Here is a 25,146-nt window from a genome sequence, read left to right as displayed (position 1 = left end):
CGTATGCCATCATCTTCATTGGGGAATTTTCTGTTAATAGCGACTTCATATTATTTGTTAATGATTGAATTAATGGTAACCACAGATTGATTCACCTGCTGGATGGATTCCAGATATTTTAATTGAATATTGGTAGCTGTCTGTAAGGCAAAAAGATATTCTACATAGGAAATTTCCCCTGTTTTATATCCTAGTTGAGCTGCCTTTACAATTTTCTCTGCATTAGGCAGCGCCTGATTGGTGTAGTAATCATACTGCTGCCTATCCTGCTGATATTGGCTAAAGGCGTTTTCCAACTGGGCAGAAAGTTGTTTTTTCTGCATTCTCGCATTAGTTTCTGCCACCTGTTTATCATATTCTAAAGCCTGCATTCTTGCCTTTGTAGCACCAAATGTCAAAGGTATTGCCACTCCTACTGTTGCTGATTGAAAGCGCTTCCCGGAATCATAGAAATTTTCCTGTCCGTTTATGGTATGGAATCCTATTAATGACTGGTTTGTATATCCCAAACTAAAATCCGGTAACCCCAGAGCTTTTTCTACTTTTTTATTTTTCTCTGCAATTTCCATTTCATGATAAAAAGCTTTGACTGTAGGGTTATTGGCTACCACTGCACTATCCAATACATTTTCTGCCTTTAAAGGTTCATAATCTGTTTTGAATGGCACTTCCAGGTTTTCTGAAGTATTCAGGAGTGTTTTTAAATTTTTATAGGCATTATTAAGAAACACTTCATTCTGTCTCAGTAGCAGATCGATTTCTCCTTTTTGAGTTTCTGCTGTATTGATTTCGATCTTTTTGATGTCACCAGCTTTAAATCTTACTGTTGCAATTCTGATAAATTCTTCATAAAAACCAGCCAGACTGGTCAGTTTTTCTTTATTATATTGAAGATATTCAATCTGGTAATAATAGGTCCGAACGTCTTTAACAAGCTCGTTGGTTGTAACCTCTTTATCAATCTGTTTACTCTTAATATTTTCATTAATGAGTTCCTTTCTTGCCTTAAACAATGTGGGAAAAGGAATGCTTTGTGAAATAGCAAAAGACTGGTCGAATTTCGGACTGTTGTATTGTCCCAGCTGAGCATCAAAGCTTAATTTGGGAAGTTCCTTTGCCGTAGGTCTTAAAGCTTCTGCAGATTTTATGCTTAAGTCCTTTGACTGTAACGTTAAATTATTATTCATCGCCATTTGTACAGCCTCTTCCACGGATATCGGTCGGGTTTGAGCTTTAAAGGTCTGCCCCATCATCATTAATCCTAAAAGAAGAATGATTGTAAATGATCCCGTCTGGTTATTTTTTCTTTTCAAAATCTTTGTATTAAAAATAATGTACAGCATGGGTAGAACGAATAATGTAAGGAATGTTGCCGATACCAATCCTCCAATAACTACTGTTGCCAGAGGTTTTTGTACTTCTGCTCCTGCTCCTGTAGAAATCGCCATCGGTAAGAATCCCAATGATGCTACGGTAGCAGTCATCAAAACGGGTCTTAATCTGGTTTTTGTTCCTTCAAAAACACGTTTTAAAATATCTGTCTCACCATCTTTTTCTAATTGATTAAATGTTCCTATCAATACAATTCCATTAAGAACCGCTACTCCAAAAAGAGCAATAAATCCGATTCCCGCACTGATACTGAATGGCATATCTCTTATAATCAAGGCAAAAACACCTCCTATGGCACTCATTGGAATGGCCGTAAAGATTAGTCCAGCCTGCTTGAATGAACGGAATGTAAAATACAATAACATAAAAATAAGAAGCAACGATACCGGAACTGCAATCATCAGACGTTTGCTTGCTTCCTGTAAATTTTCAAACTGCCCGCCATAGGTAAAGTAGTATCCGGATGGTAATTTTACCTTATCCAGTTTTGCCTGAATATCCTTTACTACACTTTCCACATCTCTGCCTTTCACATTAAATCCTATTACAATTCTACGTTTTCCTTGTTCACGGCTGATTTGGGCAGGACCAAGCTTATAACTCACATTAGCAACCTGCGACAATGGAATCTGCGCTCCAGTGCTTGAGGTAATCATCAGGTTATTTACATCTGAAATATCTGTTCTGTGAAGACTGTCCAGACGTACTACCAAATCAAAACGTCTTTCATTTTCAAAAACCTGTCCGGCAGCCTTTCCTGCAAAGGCAGTACTTACCGCATTGTTCACATCTTCTATATTTAATCCGTAATTGGCAATTCTTGTTCTGTCGTACTGTACATTGATCTGCGGAAGACCACTTACTCTTTCAATCTGAGGAGCTGTAGCCCCATCCACAGTCTGAATAATCTTTCCAACTTTATCAGCATACACAGCCAATGAATCAAGATTTTCTCCAAAGATTTTCACGGCAACATCCTGTCTGATCCCTGTCATCAGTTCATTAAAACGCATCTGAATAGGTTGGTTTTTCTCGAAGAATACCCCAGGAATTGTTTCCAGTTTTTCACTGATCTCATCGGCCAATTCGTTGTAGGATTTTTTAGTTTTCCATTCGCTTTGTGGTTTTAATACAACAATCATATCGGTTGCTTCGGGTGGCATCGGGTCTGTAGGCACCTCAGCAGATCCTGTTTTCCCGACTACCATTTTCACCTCATCAAACTGCTTGATGATTCTGGAAGCCTGCATGGAGGTTTCTATACTCTGGCTCAAGGAACTTCCTTGTGGTAAAATACAATGGAATGCAAAATCTCCTTCCTGTAATTGTGGTATAAACTCACCACCCATATTTTTAAAGGTAAATACTGAGATCACAAAAACCGCTATTGTTGCTGAAACGACAATATATTTTACTTTAATAGCTTTCTGTAATAATGGCTGATAAATCTTCTGAAGACGATTCATCATTTTATCTGAAAAAGTTTCCTTGTGTGATATTTTTTTGGATAAGAACAAAGCACTCATCATCGGAATGTAAGTTAATGACAGGATCAAAGCTCCCAAGATTGCAAATCCTACTGTTTTTGCCATTGGAGTGAACATTTTCCCCTCTATTCCGACTAAGGTAAGAATCGGAATATATACAATCAGGATAATAATTTCCCCGAATGCGGCACTGCTTCTGATCTTTGAGGCAGACAAGAAAACTTCTTCGTCCATTTCAGACTGGGTTAACGTCCTCATTGATTTCCTTAGTCCAAGATGGTGCAAGGTTGCTTCTACGATAATAACCGCTCCGTCCACAATCAACCCGAAATCTATTGCCCCAAGGCTCATCAGATTGGCACTCACTCCGAAGACATTCATCATTCCCAATGCAAATAATAAGGAAAGTGGAATGGCAGAGGCAACAATAAGCCCTGCTCTAAGATTTCCGAGAAAAACAACAAGAACGAAGATAACGATTAACGCTCCCTCGATCAGGTTTTTCTGAACGGTACTAATAGCTCTATCTACTAAATCGGTTCTATCTAAGAATGGTTCTATCACTATATCATCCGGAAGCGATTTCTGAATGTTAGGAATCTTCTCCTTGATGTTACCAACAACTTCATTACTATTGGCGCCTTTTAGCATCATCACTACTCCACCCACGGCATCCACTTTTCCGTCATAGGTTAACGCTCCATAGCGTACAGCACTTCCTAAACGAACATCGGCAACATCTTTTATAAAAATAGGAACGCTTCCTGTTTCATTTTTAACGGCAATATTCCTGATATCTTCCAGAGAAGTTACAAGTCCTATTCCTCGGATAAAATAAGCATTGGGTTTTTTATCAATATAAGCTCCACCCGTATTTTGATTATTCTTTTCAAGAGCTGTAAATATCTCAGTAATACTGGTTCCCATCGCCTTTAAACGATTGGGATCAATAGCTACTTCATATTGTTTTAATTCTCCTCCAAAACTGTTGATTTCCGCTACTCCCGGGGTTCCGTTAAGCTGTCTGCGGACAATCCAGTCCTGCATGGTTCTTAATTCTTTGGCATTGTATTTCTTTTCGCTTCCTTTTTTCGGGTGAAGAATATACTGATATACTTCTCCAAGCCCTGTACTTACGGGAGCTAATTCAGGAGTACCCACTCCTTTCGGAATTTCCTCTACTGCATTTTTTAATTGTTCACTGATAAGCTGTCTGGCAAAGTAAATGTTTACATCTTCCTTGAAAACCACTGTAATTACAGAAAGTCCGAATCTTGAAATACTTCTTGTTTCCTGAATATCCGGAACATTTGCGATACTTTGCTCAATGGGAAAGGTGACCAATTGCTCTACTTCCTGCCCTGCCAATGTAGGACAAGCGGTAATGATTTGCACCTGATTGTTTGTAATATCTGGCACTGCATCTATGGGCAATTTTGTGGCACTCCACGTTCCCCAAATGATCAGTATCAGGGTCATAATACCAATAACAACTTTGTTTTTGATACTAAATTTTATGATTTTATCTAACACGATTTATATTTAATTTTTATTGAAAATACATTGCGTACAGCTTAATACTGCAGCAAAAATATCCTGAAAACCTCTGCAATGGTATTGCAAAGTTTCAAACACGTTTAGAAAGAGAACTTTCTAAAAATCAATAAAATTAAATTTTAGGAGGTTGCCAGACGTGATCATACACCTGGTAGGCAAAGTCGTTTTTATGGAATAAGATTTTCTTAGAAAAATAAGCAGGAATCTGCTCTGGAATTTCTAACAAAGGGTCCATCTTAAATGCTGAAACCGTAATTTGGCAACAGCTGCAAGCACAAAGAGGCGAACAAATATCACCTTTTTCTGTTGAATGAACTCCCTGAATATTTAATGAAAACTTTGTATCTCCTGAATCTGATGAAAGATGAGACACGTCTTCACAGGGCATCAATGATAACGCCATGAAATAAATTGCCAATATCCATCTTAACAAGTTCATTGTGACAAAGGTAAAGTTTTTTTCTAAAATGGGTAAAGTTTCAATTTTAAATACATGATAAAAATCAATTTTTTTTTCATTTAATACATTTTTAAAAATTCACAATTTTTCACCAGATCGTTATTTATTATTAAAAAAGCACCTCTCTTTTTAATTTATTTACCATAATAACAAACTAATCACAAAACCTTTGCAAAACACCCACAAATAGAGGATTTAATATAGATTACCATGATCGTTTATTATCTTTGTAAAAACTTAAATAACCTCTACTCATAGACGATTCTATTCACTACTACTTAGAAATATTTACATTTCTTTCAATTTAAAAACTAATTTATACATTAATATATGAAACGTACATTACTATTCGTTTTTACCATTTCTGCATCTAGCATTTTTGCACAAAGCTGGAACATAACAGGAAATTCAGGAACAAACCCGTCAAACAACTTTCTCGGGACAAATGATAATCAAGATCTTATCATTAAAACAAACAATCAAGAAAGATTAAGAGTCTTTGCCAGTCCATACCACAATGGTATTGTTATAGGTGATCAAACAGCAGAGGGTACAACAAAAGGTGGTAGGCTAGAAGCAGCCGCAGCTCTATGCCCTGGGTGTCTTTCTCCCTGGACAACTCCTGGAGATTTTGTTCTAAGAAACTTTGGTGGAAGAAATATGGAATTTAATATGCCAAATGATAATGCTATAGACCCTAATACAGATACCAGCACTCCCAACTCTCCCTATGTTACCAGAATAAAATTTACTGATGGAGCACACAAAAGCAATCTAATCATATTTAATACAGGAAAAGTAACTGTAGGAACAGATCAATACGACAATGATCCTAATTTTATTTTTTACGTAAAAAAAGGAATAAAGGCAGAGCAGATCAAAGTTGAAAATCCGGCTGCTAATGGTTGGGCAGATTATGTATTTAAAAAAGGATATCAACTTCGCACGCTAGAAGATGTAGAGAAACATATTTCAGAAAAGGGGCATTTACCCAATATTCCATCTGCAAAAGAAGTAGAAAAAGATGGAATTAATTTAGGTGAAATGGATGCTAAGCTTTTAGAAAAGATAGAGGAATTAACCCTTTATTCTATTGAGCAAAATAAGCAATTAAAATCCCAGTCTAAGGAGATTAAAGAACTAAAAGAACAAGTACAGCAATTACTTTCTACAAAAAAATAAATAACTGATGAAAAGAAAAATACTTTCTTTATTTTCTCTGTCCATTGGATTTCTAGGTTTTTCACAAACTGAAGTTTATTTCCAATATGACGAAGCAGGAAACCAAAGGTATAGAGGTATTAACGAGGCAGGAAAAGAGGCTTCTGAAAAAATAGTAAAAGCAGCAGCTATTACAAAACAGGAACCTGCTATTGATGAAAAAGCATTCTGGAAACAAATCAGATTGTATCCAGTTCCTGTGAATGACTACCTTACCATCGACTGGACTGAAGAAGTGGACAGTCTTATCGAATCTGTTTCACTTTACCAGCATAGTACTGTGCATTGGAAATTTCAACAACAGAATAATCCCGGACTAAACCGTCAGATTAAAATCAACATGATTGGATATGACTGGGGTGTTTATATTCTACGTTTTACGTTGAAAGATGGAAGAGTCTTCAGCAGAAATGTCACCAAAAGATAAAATGAGAATGATGGCATTGAAAAAACTTAAAGATTAATCAGTGTTCTCTATAATATTTTTATATATCAGTAATCATTTATAAAATAACTAATATAACAATGAAATTTTTTTCATCATTGATATTATCCTTGTGTTCTGTATGGGGGTTGTCCCAGACTATCCTCTATCAGGCAGAGACTACCTCACGGACGGTTCAGGACCCGCAGACAGTAGTTATGACACAAGGATTTCATGCTAAATCGAATATCTCAAATACGTTTGTGGCAAAAATAGGTTCTGCTACAGAGAGTCCAGGTGGAGGACCAATAGATTCTAATGCAGGAGCTAATAATCCCTCAGGAACAATAGAAGATAGTATAAAATTCCACGATACAAAGGGAAATATCGAAGTTACAGGCACAGGTCAGATACAATTTACATTACCTGTTGCTCTACCTCCTGGAATAAAAGATGTAGCCCCACAGGTCAACCTCGTATACCTCAGTGGTACCGGGAACGGTATTGCAGGATATAGTTGGAATCTTTCAGGAATCACTTCTATTTCAAGGATTGGTAAAACACTTGAAGCATATGAAGAAATTAAGCCTGTACAAATTGATTATTCCGACGATTATAGCTTCAACGGGCAAAGATTAATATTAAAATCTGGGGAATACGGAAAAGACGGAGCAGAATATGTTACAGAGAAATATTCTAACATAAAAATTAAATCTGTAGGAAATTATCCAGTAAATGGAAAAGATGTCGGGCCTGAATATTTTGAGGTCACATTTGAAGACGGATCACAAGCTTGGTACGGTTCATATGGTGCAAATGTTAATGGCAAACCCACAGTAACAACCCCTCTAGAATATAATATTGTAAAGTGGAAAGATATACAAGGTAATTACATTTCCTACAACTATGCATCTGATTCTGATACCGGAGGTTTTAGAACTTCAAACCGTGTTATGCGAATATCTTCAATAGAATGGGGAGGAAATGAGAAGCTGAATAAGCCTCATTTTAATTTGATTGAATTTATATACAGAGACAGAGATCTAAAAGAAATATCTTATGTACAAGGATTAGAACATAAACAATACAAAATCCTCTCGGAAATTTTAGTAAAAACTCATTCACAACCTTTCAAAACATACCGTCTCGAATATAAGAAAGACAGCAATGGAACCAATTATCAATTTCTAGATAAGGTCACTGAGTACAACTCTGCGAATAAAGCGGCCAATCCAGTAACCTTTGAATATGAAAATTCCGCAAGAGGAACCGACTGGACCCAGTCAATAAGCCACTCGCTTGAATCAGGATTATTAGGGGATTTTGATGGGGATGGTAAAATAGACGCTTTAGAATATAGAGACCAACCTTTCAGAGTCTGTGAGAATATTGGGGGTACTGGCTTTAATCCAATATGTATTAATCCAATAAATAAACCGGCAGGTTTCTACTTAACAAAAAAAGCTTTAGATCAACCGCAGGGGCAAGGAGAAATAACATTTGTTGGTTCTATAGATATCACAAAAGATGAATTTAAGAAAGCAATACCTATCTCTTTTAAGACTCTTTCAGGAATTATGGAAAACCAACAAGGATTTGCTTTTTATAAAGTTGCTAATGACACTAGAGATATCCAGCTATTTATTTATTCCATTAATCAGGCAAATCAATTGGAGCATCAGTATACAAAGATTCTTCCTAAATCGGTCTACGACCTTACAACTCCTGAAATTGCCCCAATGGAAAGTGGTACCCGTTTCAAAACTACACCATTAAAACTTATGGAATTAGATCTTGATGGGGATGGTATTTCTGAGTTAATAATGGGTTTTAATGATGCTGTACATACAAAATCTCAAAAACCTCAGGATCCCAATGCTCCAATAGGTCTTCCAGAATTTGACGAAACTTTTCAGGATTGGAAACGATATATTGTAGCCAACATGGATAATGCTGTCAGCATATCACAGTCTTACTCTCAAATGTCTTTTTATCCCTACAATACTGACATACTAGAAACTTACAAGATGGGAGATTTTGATGGAGATGGAAAAACTGATTTTCTAAGATTTGATAGTGGGAATAGGGCATTTATTGTTCAGTTTCAGAAAGGACCTAATAATCTTTATTCAGTTATTGAAAATGGTTTCTATTTAAACGATGAGAGAACTAAAGGGATAACCCAAAGAGCCGTTATAGGTGATTTTAATGGAGATGGAAAAAGTGATTTATTAATTCCTGCATCGGACACAACTACAGACTGGTATTTATACCAATCGACAGGCAAATATTTTGATGAAGAATTTAAACCTAATTTTGCATTATTCCGCAAAGACCAACTTGTAAACTCCAATAAAGATGGTACAGCAAATGTAGAAAGAACAAGTCACCAAGCATATGATCTTGACAGAGATGGAAAGAGTGATTTCGTTACTTTCAACTATCGAAAAGAGAGAGTTAAGCTTGGTAGCTCTCAAACAATTTTTAATATCTATTATCATAATACCGTTGATATCAAAATCTCAACGGGAGAAAAAAAGTTCAACAATGATATTCGATATGCATTTAGTGAAGGTCCATTGGGAGATAGAAGTCCAATGGATGGAGGACAAACATATCTTAATGAAAGAACAAAATATGATCTTCAGGAGCTTTTAGGCAGTTTTAAAATCAATCAATCTATTCATCAGATCATTCTTGTTAGCCCAAGTACTATTAGGGGAGTTTCAGGAGATAGGGTAAAGAGAATTGATTTTTATGATGTTTCTAAAGAGGCCCGTATCAACTCTATTTCCCAATCAGGTATTAAAACTGTTATTCGTTACAAAGAACTTGATCCAAATATTTCTCCTAACTTCTATCAGACGGTTAAAAAAGAGAAATATCCTTATATGGAACTCAAAAATGCTCTACAGTCATTTGCTGTTTCCCAGCTTGAGCAATCCGGTAAAAAACAGGATTTCCTTTATAGAGGGCTATTAGTTCATCTTCAAGGACGTGGAATGATAGGATTCCGTCAAACGGCACGCTCATCATGGTATGCAGACGGCTTAGAAAGCAATAAAGTATGGAATGGTATTGAAATAGATCCATTGAATGAAAGCCTGCCTATTAAAGAATGGTCAATCCGAACAAGAAATGAAGCAAAAGTTTTTCCAGCAGATATTTCTGAAAATAATTCAGAATTATTAACCTTTAAATCTACAGTCTATAAAACGGACAAACTGATCAATAACCAAGTAGCTGCTTCTATTACTGATATTGATAAATCAAAAATTGTCACTGTAATTGTACCAACTATTACCAAGACCAAGGACTTTTTAACCGGGACTATTACGGAAAATTCAATTACTTATGGAAACTATTATCTTCCGTCACAAAACATTTCTAAAATTAATAATGGTTATGCGGTTACCGCTTCAGCATATAACTATTTCCATAACCCATCTGGAATAGGATCTGAATACTATATTGGTCGCCCTCAATCTAAAACAGAGATCACATCAGCCTATGGTGATACTAAATCTACGAAGAAAGAGTTTTTGTATGAAAACAATCTTCTAAAAACAATGAAAACTTGGAACCGCGATAATACTGGCTGGCTACAAGAAACATATGATCATGACGGATTTGGAAATATAATTCAAACAACAACAATAAACAGCGTTGATTCTCAAAGCCGCAACATCAAATCTCAGTATGAAGCAAAAGGGAGATTTATTGTTAAGAAAACAGATAATCTGGGGCTGGAAACCAATATCACTTATAATGATTGGGGGCAAATACTAACCCAAAGTGATCCATTAGGTAATATTCTTAGTAATACTTATGATGCTTGGGGCAAGCTTCTTACTGCTAAATCAAATCTAGGAGGTATTACCACTTTTCAATATAAAAAAGATAAGGATTATAATATTATCATTACTCAAAATGATCCTAATGGAAATATTTCTAAAAAGCATGTTAATAAATGGGGGTTAGATTACAAAACATCAACTAAGGCTTTTGCACAAGGAGAATACTTTTCTAAAGACTTTCAGTATGATGCATTAGGAAGAAAAATAGGTGAAAGTGAACCTTATTCTGAAGGAGGAAGTCCATCACAATGGAACTCTATAATATATGATGATTCAGTTTACCCTGTTAAAATAACAGTTACAGCCTTTAATGGTAAACAGATCGAAACAACAGTTTCAGGAAATACAACTACAGAGAAAGAAATGAATGGCTATGGAAGATCAACTTCTAAAACCAAAGATGCTCTTGGGAGTATCATTCATAGTACAGATAAAGGGGGAACTATTAATTTTTCTTATAATGCTGCAGGAGAACAAATCAAGGCTCAGTATGGTGAAAACATTGTTACAACAAAGTTTGACACCTGGGGAAGAAAATCAGAATTCAATGACCCTTCCAATGGAACTTACAAATTTGAATATGATGGATTAGGACAGGCTAGAAAAGTTATTAGCCCTAAAGGGATCAAAGAATATATTTATAATAATCTTGGCCAACTTATCTCTCAAAAAGAAATTTCTACAATAGACGGAGGCAAGACTACAAATAAAACAATATCCTACGTGTACGATGATAAAGGAAGGAATATTTCCAAATCAGGGACATCAAAAGGACAGAGTTATAACACCAATATAACGTTTGACCCCCAAGGCAGAGTCCTTTCATCATCAGAAAGCAGTAATGGCAAATATTTTATCCAGAAAGGGATGACGTATGATGACAAAGCCAGAATTACATCTTACGAAAAACAACTTTTTTCTGCTGGAATATTAACTAAAGTACAGATAGAAAATATATACAATGCCTGGAATGGAGACTTGTATAAGGTCAGGGATAAAAACTCAGGAAAAATCCTTTGGGAGCTTAAAGAAACGAATCATAAAGGGCAAATTCTAAAGGCACAGCTGGGAGCTTCAGAGATTAATCAAACATACGAACCGGATGGTACTTTAAGTCAAGTAAATCACGGTTCAGCCATTAAAAAACATATATTACTACTTTCATACAATTTCAACCCCCTTAAAAATGAAGTAGAAGCAAGAACCACAGGAGGTGATTTTTACATTAATGAATCGTTTGATTATGACAATAATAACCGATTAATCAACTGGACAAATCCAGTGACAGGAACTAAGACAGAAATGGCAGTTCTTAATGTTTATGATAATAAAGGTAGGATACTTGAGAATGACCAAGTAGGAACCATAAAATTTGGCAATTCTTCAAAGGTTTATCAACCTACAGGAATGTCCTTGAACGCTGCTGGAACTCAAAATTACAGCAATGATTTGATTCAAAATATTCTTTATAATGAAAATAATGATCCTGTATTTATTGATGGGATGAAAGGTGATGTTGCTTTCCAATACGGAATTACCAATATGAGGCAAAGAGTTACCTATGGTGGAAACTTCAGTGCTGACGGAGAAGGACGATTCACTAAATTCTATAGTGAAGACGGAAATTTTGAAATATTGAAAGATAATACAACAGGAAAAGAAAAACATATTATTTATATTGGAGGCTCACCTTATGAAAGCAATATTGTATATGTAAAAAATTATGATGAAACCAACGGTTCTTATAAATTCTTACATAAGGATTATCTAGGAAGTATCTTAGCCATAAGTGATGAGGCTGGAAATAAGCTTGAACAGAGACACTTTGATGCATGGGGTAATTTAACTCATCTTCAAATAGGTAATGGACAAGTTATAACAGACCAAAGCAAAATCCAAGAGATACTAACCACAGGAGGATTATTACTGGAAAGAGGATACACTTCACATGAACATTTTGCTGAAGTAGGAATCATCCATATGAACGGAAGATTATATGATCCGCTGTTGAGAAGATTCTTAAATCCTGATGAGAATATCCAATCTCCCTATAATACACAGAATTATAATAAATATGGATATGTACTTAATAATCCTTTAATTTACAACGACCCAAGTGGAGAAGTATTCTTTTTAATTCCAATACTCGTAAAAGTGGCCGTAGGAGCGCTATACGGTGCTATAGTAGGAGCAGGTGTTGGGATACTTGCCTATACTATAAAAGGTTTAATAACTAAAAATTGGGAAGGCTTTGGTAAATCAGTATTAGGAGGAGCCATAGCAGGTGGAATAGCAGGAGGACTCAATGCTTTGGGAACTTCCTTATTTACCCCGGCCAGTTCAATACTCAATACCGGAACTTGGAATCTCCTTTCTAATACAGTCACACAATTAATGATAGATGGCAAAATAGATGCTACCACATTTGCTACAGCAATAATTGGCTCAATTGTCGGAAATAAGTTACCTGGATGGAAATCACTTGGAGGAAACGGCTTAGGAGCATGGGCTAAAAATGCTGTAGGAGAATTATTACATAGTTCCACAAAATATGGAATTACTGGAGCTGTTACTGGAGGATTCTCCGCTATATTCAGAGGAAATAATATATGGGATGGCTTCAAAAAAGGTTTTGAAAATGGGGCATATAATGGAGCAGGCCAAGCTTTTGGGAAAATTATTTTCATGGGGCCTACATTTACACCTGATGAGAAGCAATTAAAATACGTAAAAGAAATGTCTGAAGAATCCAATGTTCCTTATGAAAATATAGCTTGGAGACATGGAGGAATCCTCAGTTTAGTTATATCAAAAAATGCCATTACAATTGGAAACAATGTAACAATGCCACACAAGAATGGTTCACCAGAACTATTTGGACATGAATTCGGACACGTCCTTCAGCAATATGTAGGTCAAGAAGACTATAATAATGGACATACTCCTAAACCACAAGGATGGGCATATTACCAGGCAAAAGGAATTTATGAACAATGGGCTTTAGTTACCATATTCAACATCAAAGTATATGATATTTTGAGACCATATGGAGCTCAATACAATGAATTAGATGCAGATGTTAAAGTTTCACGTTTTATACCAGAAGAAAACAATAAGCAATAATTTTATATTCTCACCGGCAAGCTATGTTGAAATTAAGATATAAAATATGGTCGAGTAGAAAATAGCTTTTTGAACAACTACTATTTTCAAAGTTTGCGAAACAATTGTTATTTAATAAGACCTGTCCCACTAGTGGGGCAGGTTTTTTCTATTAAAATAGATTAATTCTTTTTCAACAACAAAAAAACCACCGCAAAAGCGGTGGTTTTAAAAATCAAATCTAATTATGGACTGTAATTATAAATTGGGATTATTCTCAATTTCTTTCTGTGGAATACTGAATAAATAATAACTACTGTTCGGAGTAAATGCTTTCTTATTAGGAAGATCAAAGATAGAATGACCTCTACCATCAACTGTTTTCACAGTTCCATTTGGTGTGGTTATCTGAACTTTAATAGGTTTTCCGTCAGCATCTACAAATGGCTTTCTTACCACGGAACCTTGGGTTCTAATAATATCTGAAAGAGAGAACCCTTCTCCAAATAATTCTTTTCTTCTCTCGATCAAAATTTCATTCACGACATCATTCTGTGCCAGTGGGCCGCTATATACATTAGCATTTCTTGCTGATCTCAATTGATTTAAAATTGCTACTGCCTGTGCCGGATTTCCGTTGCGAGCTTCTGATTCTGCTTCAATCAGGTACATCTCAGCAGCTCTCATATAGACAATATCTGCAATAAGATTAGGTTTAAATTTAAACTTAGCATATCTCAGCAACCCCTCTCTCGCCGGAAGACCATCCCATGAGAATAACTGGGATCTGATATCATTGGTATCAAACAAATTTTTAAAGAAAGGATCCGCCATAAAACTGTAATAATAACTTCCTGATGAAGATACATCCAAGTAGTGGAATGCATAACTGGCGTCTGACTGTTCCTGAGTTTGTGTATGCCCCCAGATCCACTCTACATTGTTAATATCATTGAAGCCATCCTTATACTTTTCCGGAGCCATTAAAGTAAATCCTTCTTTTGCAATTTTTGCAGCAGCAGAGGCTTTGCTCCATTCTCCCGTATTCAGATAAACCCTTGCTAAAATTCCGTTTACTACGTTTCGGTTGATTTTATCCTTATTATTTCTCGTATAGTTTTTCAATAAATTATCTGCATCTGTAAGATCACTTTTAATTAAAGCATAAATATCTTCCAGACTAGATTTTTTCTTTCCTCCTGTACTTGTAGAAGAAGGTTCTGTATAAATTGGAGCCGTTAAAGCCGTTTTATCCTTAAGATAACTGAACTGGTAAAAGCTGGCAATATTGAGATAACAAAAAGCACGTAATGCCTTCGCCTGGCCTTTCACTTGATCCTTTTTTTCCTGACTACCCTCCGTTCCGTCTATTCTTGCAATAACATTATTCATATTATTGATAGTGGAATAAAGCATAGTCCAAATAAACAACGGACGACCTACTGTATTGTTGACCATTTCCGTAAAGCCATAGGTAGAAGCGAACCCATATTTATTGGAAAGTACAGCAACATCACTTCCCATAGCATCACTAGCCCTTAAAACAGTTGAATATCCAATATTCGCAAAAGTGGTCCCGTCATTATTAAACTTTGCCCAGGTTCCGTTGATAACTGTTTCAGCATTTTCTGCTGTTTTAAAAACCTCTACACTATTAGACTGATCAGTTGGAGCTGTATCCAATTCACTTTCACAGCTTGTTAGCGACCATAATCCTATTAGAGCAAGAGATACATATTTTATTTTTTTCATTGTTTCAATTTTAAAGATTAAAGAGTTGCCTGAAGACCAAATGTAATTGTTCTCATGGCAGGATATCTATAGTAGGTTGTACCATCTAATGCCTGCTCAGGATCCATCCCCTTGTGCTTATAGAATGTCAGAAGATTCTCTGCCTGAACATAAATCCTGAATTTCTTAAGCCCTATTTTTTCAAAATAATCTGATGGAAGCGTATATCCTAAACTCACATTTTTAAGCCTAGCATAAGTTCCAGAATATAAAAATCTTGAAGAGTTTGAAGTCCAGTTATTTGTTCTTGTGCTTAAGGCAGGAACATCTGTGTTGGTATTTTCAGGGGTCCATCTATTCAACATTTCAACACCCCATGCACGTCCTCCGGAGCTTCCGTTATGCAGAACAGAAGTGTAATCTGTATCTAAAATTTTCCCTCCGATTTTAAACGTTAACAATGCCGAAAAGTCAAAGTTCTTATAAGTAATGCTTGTATTAACCCCTCCCGTTAGCTTAGGTAATGCAGACCCTTGTAATATTTTTGTTGCCTTTGCATATTCAGAAGTTGTTCCCTCAACTGTGTTTCCATTAGCATCTTGAGAAATTGTTTTCCATAATGGGCTTCCGTTACTTGGATCTACTCCTGCCCATTCCTGAATATAGAAATCATATACAGAACCTCTTTCTCTCAGCATTTTGGTTTGTCCTACAACAAGAGGCCCTTTTGGTAATTTGGTTATTTTATTATTTAAAGTACTCAGGTTAACATCTACATTCCACTGGAAATTATCTGTTCTAACAGGTGTGGTGAATAATGAAAGTTCAAAACCTGTATTCTGTATTGTTCCGATATTCGCAGGATAATCACTGATTCCTATAGACGGAGCAACCGGTACATTGAACAGAAGATCTTGGCTTTCTCTTTTAAAATATTCGATATTTCCTTTAATCCTGTTATTCAAAATGGCAAACTCTAATCCTACGTTTAAGTTGAGATTGGTTTCCCATTTTAGATCCGGTGTACCCGCTTTCTCCAATGTTGTACCAGACTCTCCACCCAAATTAAAGGTTTTATATAATTCCTGATAAGCATAATAAAGCGGCTGCCCATTGGGTCTCAATAATTTATCATTCCCTTGTCCACCATAACTTGCACGTAGCGTTAACTGATTGAAGAAATTCAGGTTTTTAATAAACTCTTCATTCGAAATTTTCCATGAAGCTCCTACAGACCAGAATCTTCCCCATCTGTTATCTTTACTGAATCTCGAAGAGCCATCTGCTCTACCTGAAGCCGATAGGAAATATGTATTATTAAAATCATATTCAACTTTTCCAAGGTAACTTAACAGACTTAATTTGTCACTGTTTCCACCAAAATCTACCAATAAAGAAGCGGCATCCGGCTCATAGTAATAAGGCAGACCAAAACGGTTTCTTGTCCCGGAAATAGTCTGATAATCATATTTATAAAATTCTTGCCCTGCTAAAACATTAATGTGGTGTTTTCCAAATTTCTTATCGTAAGTCAGAATATTACTTGTTGTATAGGATAGAGTTCTTGTATTGGATTTTGTTACCGAACCTCCAATATCAATTCCTTGTCCAACAAGCGGATTGGTATAATAATGTCCGTTATAGTTAACTAAATCAACAGAAAAGCTGGTTTTGAACTTCAATTCCGGAAGGAATGTAAACTCCATGAACCCTTTCCCTGAAAAGTTATCTTCTTTATTTTCATTTTTATCTAAAGGGAGACTTGCCGCAGCATTTTGATTCTGCAGAGCTACAGTAGGTCTGTATTTTCCGAAATCATAAATTTTATTTCCTTCTGCATCCAGCACGTAAGATCCGTCTGCATTTCTTTCATAATAAGGATAAAATGATGGAACAAATCTCGCAGCATTAATAATGTTACTCGCTTTGGAATCTGAAGAGGTTGGAGCTTGCTGAAGACTGTTTGTATAACTTAAATTCACACCAACATTCAACCATTTTTTCACCTCAGAATTGATCTTTAATCTGGTATTATATCTTTTAAACCCAGATTCAATAGCCATCCCTTTATCATCAAGATACCCCAATGAAAAGAAATAATTGCTTTTTTCACTTCCACCACTAATATCCAGATCCACCTGATTTCTGGAAGCTACTCTTTGCAAAATATCCCTCCAATCATCATTCCATAGAGGAGTTGCTCCTGGCAATAGTTTCCCATCTGTTCCTACAGGCTTTGAATAATTAACTCCATACGGGTTAATTCCCAGCGCCGAAACAATATTATCCGTTGCCATCTGCCCTGCCTGCTGTGCATTCACTTTATCGGACTGATATCCGTTTCTCATGGCTTCCCAGTATAATTGAAAATACTGGTCTGTACTCACCTGCTCGTAATCTTTTACAGCTCTTCCCGAAAATCCCTGGCTAATATTAAGATTAACTTTTGATTCTCCTTTTTTTCCAGATTTTGTTGTAATGATGATAATCCCGTTCGCACCTCTTGAACCATACAAAGCACTTGCCGTAGCATCTTTCAAAACACTAATGGATTCTATGTCATTAGGGCTTATTGCATTTATATTTCCGTCAAAAGGAATTCCGTCAACAACAAATAAAGGATCACTGGAAGCACTTACCGAACCAATTCCTCTGATTCGAATAGTAGACAACGCTCCCGGTTGCCCTGAAGCTCCTGTAGTCTGAACTCCGGCTATCTGCCCATCCAATGCCTTTGTAATATTGGTGATAGGCCTGTTATTGATCTTATCCCCAGAAAGAGTTGCCACAGAACCGGTATAGCTACTTCTTTTAGCTTTTCCATAGGCTACCACTACTACTTCATCAATCTCCTTTTCTTTAAGTGTATCTTTTTTCGGCTTGGAATTCTGCCCACTTACACTGACAATTCCCAAGAAAAATGCAGCAACCGGTGGAATCCAAACTTTAGAATTAATTAAATTTTTACTAATCATAATCAATTTTATTTATCATATATTAAAATTTTGCCCTTTGCAGAAAAGTCAACAAAGGGCATCGATAAATACGATAAACCAAATGCTTATTTTTCCTTTAAAGGCTGAATGTAACACCTTACGCGAAGCAGGTTGTTAAGATTTCATTGGGTCAGTTCCCTCCATCTTTCTTTATAAGCCGATCGAAATATGAATGCAAAGCTATAAACTTTTAGTCTACAAAACAAGTAGACTTATTATTTTTTCATGATAAATTTTCAAAAATTAACATAAGATTATATTAAAAGCCATTAAAATAAGGAGTTGCAGCAATTATCAATTTTTCAAACATGACAAATATCATTAAATATAATTCAATTGGTAAAAATCAAAGACTTGAAGAATTTTTAAGCTTTAATTAAAAAAACTTTTTAATTTTATAGAATGAAAGTTTTAATTATAAACGGGCCTAATTTAAATCTTCTAGGCACAAGAGAACCTGAAATCTATGGAACAATTTCCATGGAAACTTATTTGGAAAATTTAAAATCCGAGTTTCATTCTCACGAATTAAAATATTATCAGTCTAATATTGAAGGAGAAATCATCAATAGACTTCAGGAGGATGATTTTGATGCTGTAGTAATCAATCCCGGAGCCTTTACTCATTATTCTTATGCGATAGCCGATTGTTTAAAGAACATTCGTAAACCTAAGGTTGAGGTTCACATCAGCAATATCTACAAAAGAGAAGAATTCAGACAAAAATCTGTAACAGCAGCTAATACTGACGCGGTTTTGTCCGGATTTGGAATGGATGGATATAGATTGGCTTTATTAAGTTTAAAGTAAGTCCAAATATATAAATACATATGTCTCACTAAGAATATAATACTCTTTTTTATGAAAATAAAAGACAATGTTTACTGTAATAATGTTGGGGTATATTTTAATCAATTAACAAAAAGAAAGTCTTATACTATTGAGGAAGTAAATTCTGAAAATGTGAGAATTTGCAATGATGAAAGCAAACTTAAATGGTATTCAAAATTTTATTTCAGTTTGCACAATGAACCTGAAATCATTTCAATTCATATAGATGATGAAATTAATGATTCAAAATGTGATGCTATAGAAGTAACAATTGAGTTTTCAAACAGCGATAAATACTGGCTAACTTTCTCAACACCAAAATATTTAGAGGAAATACTAAAATTAGAACCTCATTTTTATTCAAAAAACTTTGTTATCGTTAAAAACCTAAATAAAGATTTAATACAATCCACAATTCACCAAATGGATGCACTGAATGAATTAATTGAAAATTGCCGTAAATATTAAAAATAAAAAGCCTCATCAATGATGAGGCTTTTTATTTATGTAAACAATACTATTAGATTGTTTGTTCCTGTAGTTGAGGTCCTGAAGGGATTAATCTTTTACCCTCTTCAGTATCACAATACTGTTCAAAGTTCTTGATATATCTTGAAGCAAGATCTTTTGCTTTCTCTTCCCATTCAGAAGCATTTACATAAGTTTCTCTTGGATCTAGGATACCTGCAGAAACGTTTGGAAGTTCAGTAGGAATCTCAAGATTCATGATTGGAACCTGAGTTTTAGGAGCATTATCAATAGATCCGTCAATGATTGCATCAATGATTGCTCTTGTATCTTTTAAAGAAATTCTCTTTCCTGTACCATTCCAACCTGTATTCACTAAGTAAGCTTTAGCTCCGTGCTCTTTCATCTTACCAATCAAAGTTTTAGAGTACATTGTTGGGTGTAAGGTAAGGAACGCTTCACCAAATGCAGGTGAGAAAGATGGTTGAGGTTCTGTAATTCCTCTTTCAGTTCCGGCTAATTTAGATGTATAACCGCAAAGGAAGTGGTATTGTGCCTGATCTTCGTCCAAGATGGAAACTGGAGGAAGTACTCCGAATGCATCTGCTGAAAGATAAACAATCTTCTTAGCGTGACCAGCCTTAGATGGTAATACAATTTTATTGATATGATAGATTGGATAAGAAACTCTTGTATTTTCAGTAATAGATCCGTCTGTATAATCTGCTACTCCATTGTTGATGACAACGTTTTCAAGAAGTGCATCTCTTTTGATTGCTCTAAAGATATCCGGTTCTTTTTCTTCTGAAAGGTCAATAACTTTAGCGTAGCATCCTCCCTCATAGTTGAATACTCCGTTATTATCCCATCCATGCTCATCATCACCGATAAGGTATCTTTTTGGATCTGCAGATAAAGTAGTTTTACCAGTACCAGAAAGACCAAAGAATAAAGCAACATCACCTTTTTCTCCCACGTTTGCAGAACAGTGCATTGAAGCCATACCTTTTAATGGAAGGTAATAGTTCATCATTGCAAACATTCCTTTCTTCATTTCACCTCCATACCAAGTACCTCCGATGATTTGTAGTTTTTCAGTAAGGTTGAACATAACGAAGTTTTCAGAGTTCAATCCTTGCGCTTCCCAGTTCGGGTTTGTTGTTTTAGAACCATTGATTACAGTGAAATCAGGTTCTCCAAAGCTTTCCAACTCATAATGAGAAGGACGGATAAACATATTAGTAACAAAATGCGCCTGCCATGCTACTTCAACGATAAATCTTACTTTAAGTCTTGTATCTGCATTTGTACCACAGAAAGCATCTACAACATAAATTTTCTTTGCTTCAGCAAGTTGGTCCAGCACTAGTTCTTTACAAGACGCAAAAATTTCTGTAGTAGTTGGCAAGTTTACTTTACCATCCCAGAAAATTGTATCTCTTGTAACATCATCCTGAACAATATATCTGTCTTTAGGTGAACGACCTGTGAAAATTCCTGTTTTTACGGATACCGCGCCAGATTCTGTAAGTTCAGCTTTCTCAAACCCCTGATTTTCAGGAGAAACTTCAGCTTGATACAATTCTTCGTACGAAGGATTATACACTACTTCATAGTTTCCTTTAATCCCTAATTTCTCTAAATCCTGGATGATTTTAGTGTTTTTCATTTTACTTATATTTTCTATTTCTTTATTGAATTCAACAAAAATAATATTAATTATTTGTTAAAGGTGGTTTAAATATACTGATATAAGTCAGAATGGCAAATAAAAAAAGAGTGCTGTAAAATATTGATTATAAATCAATTATATTTGACCATTCAAAAATGGTGGTAAAACCTTTCTCCCAAAAATAGTCTTTAAAGCCCCCAAATTTGGCACTCATCACAAAATCTCCACCCCAAGCGCCTAAACTTTTGACAAAAGAAGGGCAGTCTGAGAATATTTTTTCCTTAACTGTGGGAATTTCAATAAAATCGGCAATTTTACGCTCATGAATCATCATTAATTCGGAAAACTTTTCCAATTCATTGCATAATAAAATTTTCTTTGTGATATCTGAAAATTCATTAACAAGTTCCTGAGACTTATTTTTGGACTTATAAAGATTGATTCCTTCTCTGCTATCCTGCTTTTGATTTAAATGGATAAAAATCAATTCATTTTTAAAAGAAGGATTAAAATCTACTCTTTCAATCTTAATCTTGGGTTTGCTTTGAAAAAGAATGGCAGATTTCTCCTTTGCAACGGCAATATCATATCCACTACCTCCTAGGCTAATTGTATTTAAATGAAAAGGATCTATCTGAGCCCATTCTGAAAGGTTGTTCATTAAGGTAGAACTGCTTCCAAGTCCAAAATCAGCAGGAAACTGGAGATTTGTCTTTAAATGATAAGTAAAGGTATTTTTGAATTTAGTAGTAGAAAGCAGCTGGACATTCTTTAATGTTTTTAAAATAAATTCAGCGCTTGATGGAATGTTGGTTTCCAGAATCTGCCAGTTTTTATAATCTATAACAGCAGTTAACCAATGTTTGTCTTGATGGAAAGCTTCCCAAAAAATAAGAGATCTTTCATCATCTTTTTCCTCAAAAAAAAACTCTTGTCCCAGCTTGGTAGGTACCGCTAAGACAAGAGCTCCATCGATTGCGAAATATTCTGAAGTAAGCATAAGCTTTCCCGGTGAAAATATCGCGTTCATATTTTTTTTAATTAGATAGCAGAAGCAGCATCTACTGAGCCATCAATTTTCTTAATTAATCCTTGAAGGGTTTTTCCTGGTCCAACTTCTACAAAGTTAGATGCACCATCTTTGATCATATTCTGAACAGACTGCGTCCATTTCACAGGACCTGTAAGCTGAGCAATAAGATTTTGCTTGATTTCTTCAGGATTTGTGATGGCAGTAGTTGTAATATTCTGATATACAGGAATTGTTGCTTTTCTGAATTTTGTTTTTTCGATAGCGGCTGCCAATCTTTCTTGTGCAGGCTGCATCAATGGTGAATGGAAAGCTCCATTTACTGGTAATAATAAGGCTCTTTTTGCTCCAGCTTCTTTTAGTTTAGCGCAAGCTTCTTCTACAGCAGCAGTTTCACCAGAGATTACCAATTGTCCAGGACAGTTATAATTTGCAGGAACCACTATTCCACTGATCTGAGCACAGATTTCTTCAACCTTAGCGTCTTCCAACCCTAAAATAGCTGCCATAGAACTTGGATTCGCATCACAAGCAGCCTGCATAGCCTTAGCTCTTTCGGATACTAACTTCAAACCATCATCAAAAGATAAAACACCATTGGCTACCAATGCAGAGAACTCTCCTAGGGAATGTCCTGCTACCATTTCAGCTCCAAGGCCGTTTACTGCTTTTAATGCTGCTACTGAATGTATAAAAATTGAAGGCTGAGTAACCTCTGTTTTCTTTAGATCCGCATCCGTTCCGTTAAACATAATGGAAAGAATGTCGAAACCTAAAATTTCATTGGCAGATTCCATCAGATCTTTAATATCTTTTCTGGAATCATACAATTCTTTTCCCATTCCTATGAACTGAGAACCTTGACCTGGAAATACAAGTGCTTTCATGTATTGAATTAAATATTATGCAAATATAACTATAATGTTAACAATATTCCTTTTTATGAAGTATATCATTTAAGGAACCAACCTGATTACTCTGTAACCAGTGTTTACATAAGCTCCATTAGCTTTTGATTTTACAAACTCAAATTTTGTTGCCAATTGAGTCTGAACCTTATTCATTTGTTTAAAGATTTCTCCTTTTTTATTTTCTCTTGTCAACATATCATTCACAACGTCAAAACCTACAATGGCATATTTTGGAGGTGTTTTGCAGTATTTACTTTTATAAGCTGCTAAAATTTCCTTTTCAAAATTACCATCTGTATTGATTTTTCTATCCATCAGATATACCAAACTTGCCTGGCTTAATTCATCCACTTTCTTTTCGAAAATCGGAGAATAGAACATACTGAAAGCCTTTACTCCCTGTACTTCTTTTGATAGAGCTGTGATTTTGTTTGCAAAAGCATCTCCCATATCATCATTTGCCAAAATAGCAATAACCGGAGCAGATTGACCTGTCATCATATTCTGATCTAACTGAATATCTGCCGGAGAATTAACAATAACAATATTAGGATTCTTTACCGCTTTTTCAAGACCAGACTTAATGTAATTGGCATTATCTTTTTTAGCGTCTGCCACTACATATATTTTTTGATCTGAATATACTGCTTTTACTTCTTCTACAATTTTGTCTGCATAAGTCTGATTATTCGTTTCAACGATAATCAGGTTGCTATAATTATACAATTCCGGTGTATTAGCAAATGGTGCTACTACTGGAATTTTTTGATTTTTAGTAAAATCTAGAACGTCAATTACGTTTGACTTGAAGAATGGACCAATAATAAGGTCTGTATTCTCCGGATTGATCTGCGTTAGAGAATTTTTGAAAGAGGCTTCATTTCCTGAATCTACAATTTTAACATCCAGTTTCTGTCCTCCTTTTGCATTTCTCTCAATAGCTAGCTTGGCACCCGTCAAAAAGTCAAGAGCCATTCCTCTGTATTGCGTTTCATTTGTACTGTATCCGAAAGGAAGCATCAATACTACGCTCAGTACATCACCGTTTTTCTTAACATATGCAGCATCCTGCTTTTTGATTTTTAAAACCATTCCAGCTTTCAGTCCATGTGAAAGATCTGGGTTTAGCGCAATCAATTCATCGATTGAAACTCCAAATTTATTTACAATAGAGAATACAGTATCACCCTGTTGAACAGTATAGGTTACATAATCATCTCCTACAACTACATTGGAAGCAGTTGGTGATTTATCGTTTCCTGAATCCATTTTTTCCTTTGGATTAGCAGCGGGTTCAGTAACGGTAGTTGTATTGGTATTTGATTTTTTTATTTTAATGGCATCACCAGGTTTTAATCCTTTCTCTTCCAATCCTGGGTTTAGAGCAAAAAGATCCTGTTGACTGATACCAAATTGTTTTGTAATTCTGTAATAATTATCCTTAGCCTGAATCACATAAGCTTCTCCCTCAGCAGCAGCAATTGGTGTAGCTGTTACTGTTTTTTCAACAGGAGTTTCTACAGGCTTTGTGGTAACTACAGCTTGCTGATCCCCACCATATTTTTTTATGCTTGCAAGAGGTAATGTAATTTCATCACCAATCTTCATGTGAGAATCTAATTCAGGATTCAGCTTTCTTAAATCGGTTTCGGAGATTCGGTATTGTTTTGTAATCCCGTAAATTGTTTGCTTAGGCTGTAAAATAATCTTACCAACTGTTGTACCTCCAGTATGACTTACTTTTTCGGCAACAATTGCTTTGGTAACAACCGGAGTTGTTTTCTCAGAGTTTATAGTTAAAACATCTCCAATAGCAAGTTTGCCATCTTTATGCTTCGGGTTTAGCTTCAGCAATTCATCTACTGTTATTCCATACTTTTTTGCAATGTTGTAAGGGTTATCACCTTGTACAACTGTATGTGATTTCTGGGCTGAAACTCCCAAAACCATAAATAAACTGGATAGAATAAAAAACCTCTTTATCATATTCGATAATTATAATTTACA

At 35.5% G+C, this 25,146-nt stretch carries 13 protein-coding genes and 1 riboswitch; of the genes, 5 read left to right on the top strand and 8 right to left on the bottom strand.

Annotation, left to right across the window (positions count from 1 at the left end):
* Positions 1-50 precede the first annotated feature (50 nt).
* Together C1638_RS12725 and C1638_RS12720 are read right to left on the bottom strand one after the other, a co-directional pair.
* Positions 51-4,412 carry a CusA/CzcA family heavy metal efflux RND transporter gene (locus C1638_RS12725; protein WP_109621512.1) on the bottom strand — a complete coding sequence of 1,454 codons (4,362 nt, stop codon included), beginning with the start codon at positions 4,410-4,412 and terminating at the stop codon, positions 51-53.
* Between the two features lie 136 nt (positions 4,413-4,548).
* The gene (locus C1638_RS12720) at positions 4,549-4,875 is read right to left on the bottom strand and encodes a DUF6660 family protein (protein ID WP_109621510.1); all 327 of its coding nucleotides are present in this window, start codon (positions 4,873-4,875) and stop codon (positions 4,549-4,551) included.
* Positions 4,876-5,226: 351 nt separating this feature from the next.
* Here C1638_RS12720 and C1638_RS12715 point away from each other — a divergent pair, with 351 nt between their 5' ends.
* The 3 genes from C1638_RS12715 (at position 5,227) to C1638_RS12705 (ending at position 13,521) form a co-directional block, all read left to right on the top strand.
* Complete coding sequence (locus tag C1638_RS12715; RefSeq protein WP_109621508.1) at positions 5,227-6,078, top strand: cell wall anchor protein; 852 nt, start codon at positions 5,227-5,229, stop codon at positions 6,076-6,078.
* Between the two features lie 7 nt (positions 6,079-6,085).
* Entirely contained in the window at positions 6,086-6,544 is a 459-nt protein-coding gene (locus tag C1638_RS12710; RefSeq protein ID WP_109621506.1) for a T9SS type A sorting domain-containing protein, read from the top strand.
* Positions 6,545-6,642: 98 nt separating this feature from the next.
* Entirely contained in the window at positions 6,643-13,521 is a 6,879-nt protein-coding gene (locus tag C1638_RS12705) for an RHS repeat-associated core domain-containing protein (protein WP_109621505.1), read from the top strand.
* A gap of 237 nt (positions 13,522-13,758) precedes the next feature.
* Here the strand turns inward: C1638_RS12705 and C1638_RS12700 are convergent, their stop codons facing one another.
* Together C1638_RS12700 and C1638_RS12695 are read right to left on the bottom strand one after the other, a co-directional pair.
* Entirely contained in the window at positions 13,759-15,252 is a 1,494-nt protein-coding gene (locus C1638_RS12700) for a RagB/SusD family nutrient uptake outer membrane protein (protein ID WP_109621503.1), read from the bottom strand.
* Positions 15,253-15,269: 17 nt separating this feature from the next.
* Positions 15,270-18,206, bottom strand: a complete 2,937-nt coding sequence (locus C1638_RS12695; RefSeq protein WP_109621501.1) for a SusC/RagA family TonB-linked outer membrane protein — start codon at positions 18,204-18,206, stop codon at positions 15,270-15,272.
* An 83-nt stretch (positions 18,207-18,289) separates the two neighbouring features.
* Positions 18,290-18,386, bottom strand: a riboswitch (SAM riboswitch).
* Between the two features lie 243 nt (positions 18,387-18,629).
* Between C1638_RS12695 and C1638_RS12690 the strand changes: the two genes are divergently transcribed.
* Together C1638_RS12690 and C1638_RS12685 are read left to right on the top strand one after the other, a co-directional pair.
* Positions 18,630-19,037: a type II 3-dehydroquinate dehydratase gene (locus C1638_RS12690; protein ID WP_109621499.1), complete on the top strand. Its 408-nt coding sequence runs from the start codon at positions 18,630-18,632 to the stop codon at positions 19,035-19,037.
* A 51-nt stretch (positions 19,038-19,088) separates the two neighbouring features.
* Positions 19,089-19,526 (top strand): hypothetical protein, encoded by a 438-nt coding sequence (locus C1638_RS12685; RefSeq protein WP_109621497.1) that lies wholly within the window; start codon positions 19,089-19,091, stop codon positions 19,524-19,526.
* Positions 19,527-19,578: 52 nt separating this feature from the next.
* Here the strand turns inward: C1638_RS12685 and pckA are convergent, their stop codons facing one another.
* The 4 genes from pckA to C1638_RS12665 all read right to left on the bottom strand — a co-directional run bounded on the left by pckA (position 19,579) and on the right by C1638_RS12665 (position 25,125).
* Positions 19,579-21,195, bottom strand: a complete 1,617-nt coding sequence (gene pckA, locus C1638_RS12680) for a phosphoenolpyruvate carboxykinase (ATP) (protein WP_109621495.1) — start codon at positions 21,193-21,195, stop codon at positions 19,579-19,581.
* A 127-nt stretch (positions 21,196-21,322) separates the two neighbouring features.
* On the bottom strand, positions 21,323-22,228 hold the full coding sequence (locus C1638_RS12675; RefSeq protein WP_109621493.1) for a GYDIA family GHMP kinase: 906 nt from the start codon (positions 22,226-22,228) through the stop codon (positions 21,323-21,325).
* Positions 22,229-22,239: 11 nt separating this feature from the next.
* Positions 22,240-23,115, bottom strand: coding sequence for an ACP S-malonyltransferase (gene fabD, locus C1638_RS12670; protein WP_109621491.1), 876 nt, complete (start codon positions 23,113-23,115; stop codon positions 22,240-22,242).
* Positions 23,116-23,184: 69 nt separating this feature from the next.
* Entirely contained in the window at positions 23,185-25,125 is a 1,941-nt protein-coding gene (locus C1638_RS12665) for an amino acid ABC transporter substrate-binding protein (RefSeq protein ID WP_228428152.1), read from the bottom strand.
* Positions 25,126-25,146: the final 21 nt, after the last annotated feature.

This window comes from Chryseobacterium oncorhynchi (assembly GCF_002899895.1).
GTDB lineage: Bacteria > Bacteroidota > Bacteroidia > Flavobacteriales > Weeksellaceae > Chryseobacterium > Chryseobacterium oncorhynchi.
The sequence above is the reverse complement of the archived record's forward strand: the minus strand, read 5'-3'. Positions and strand labels throughout refer to the sequence as shown.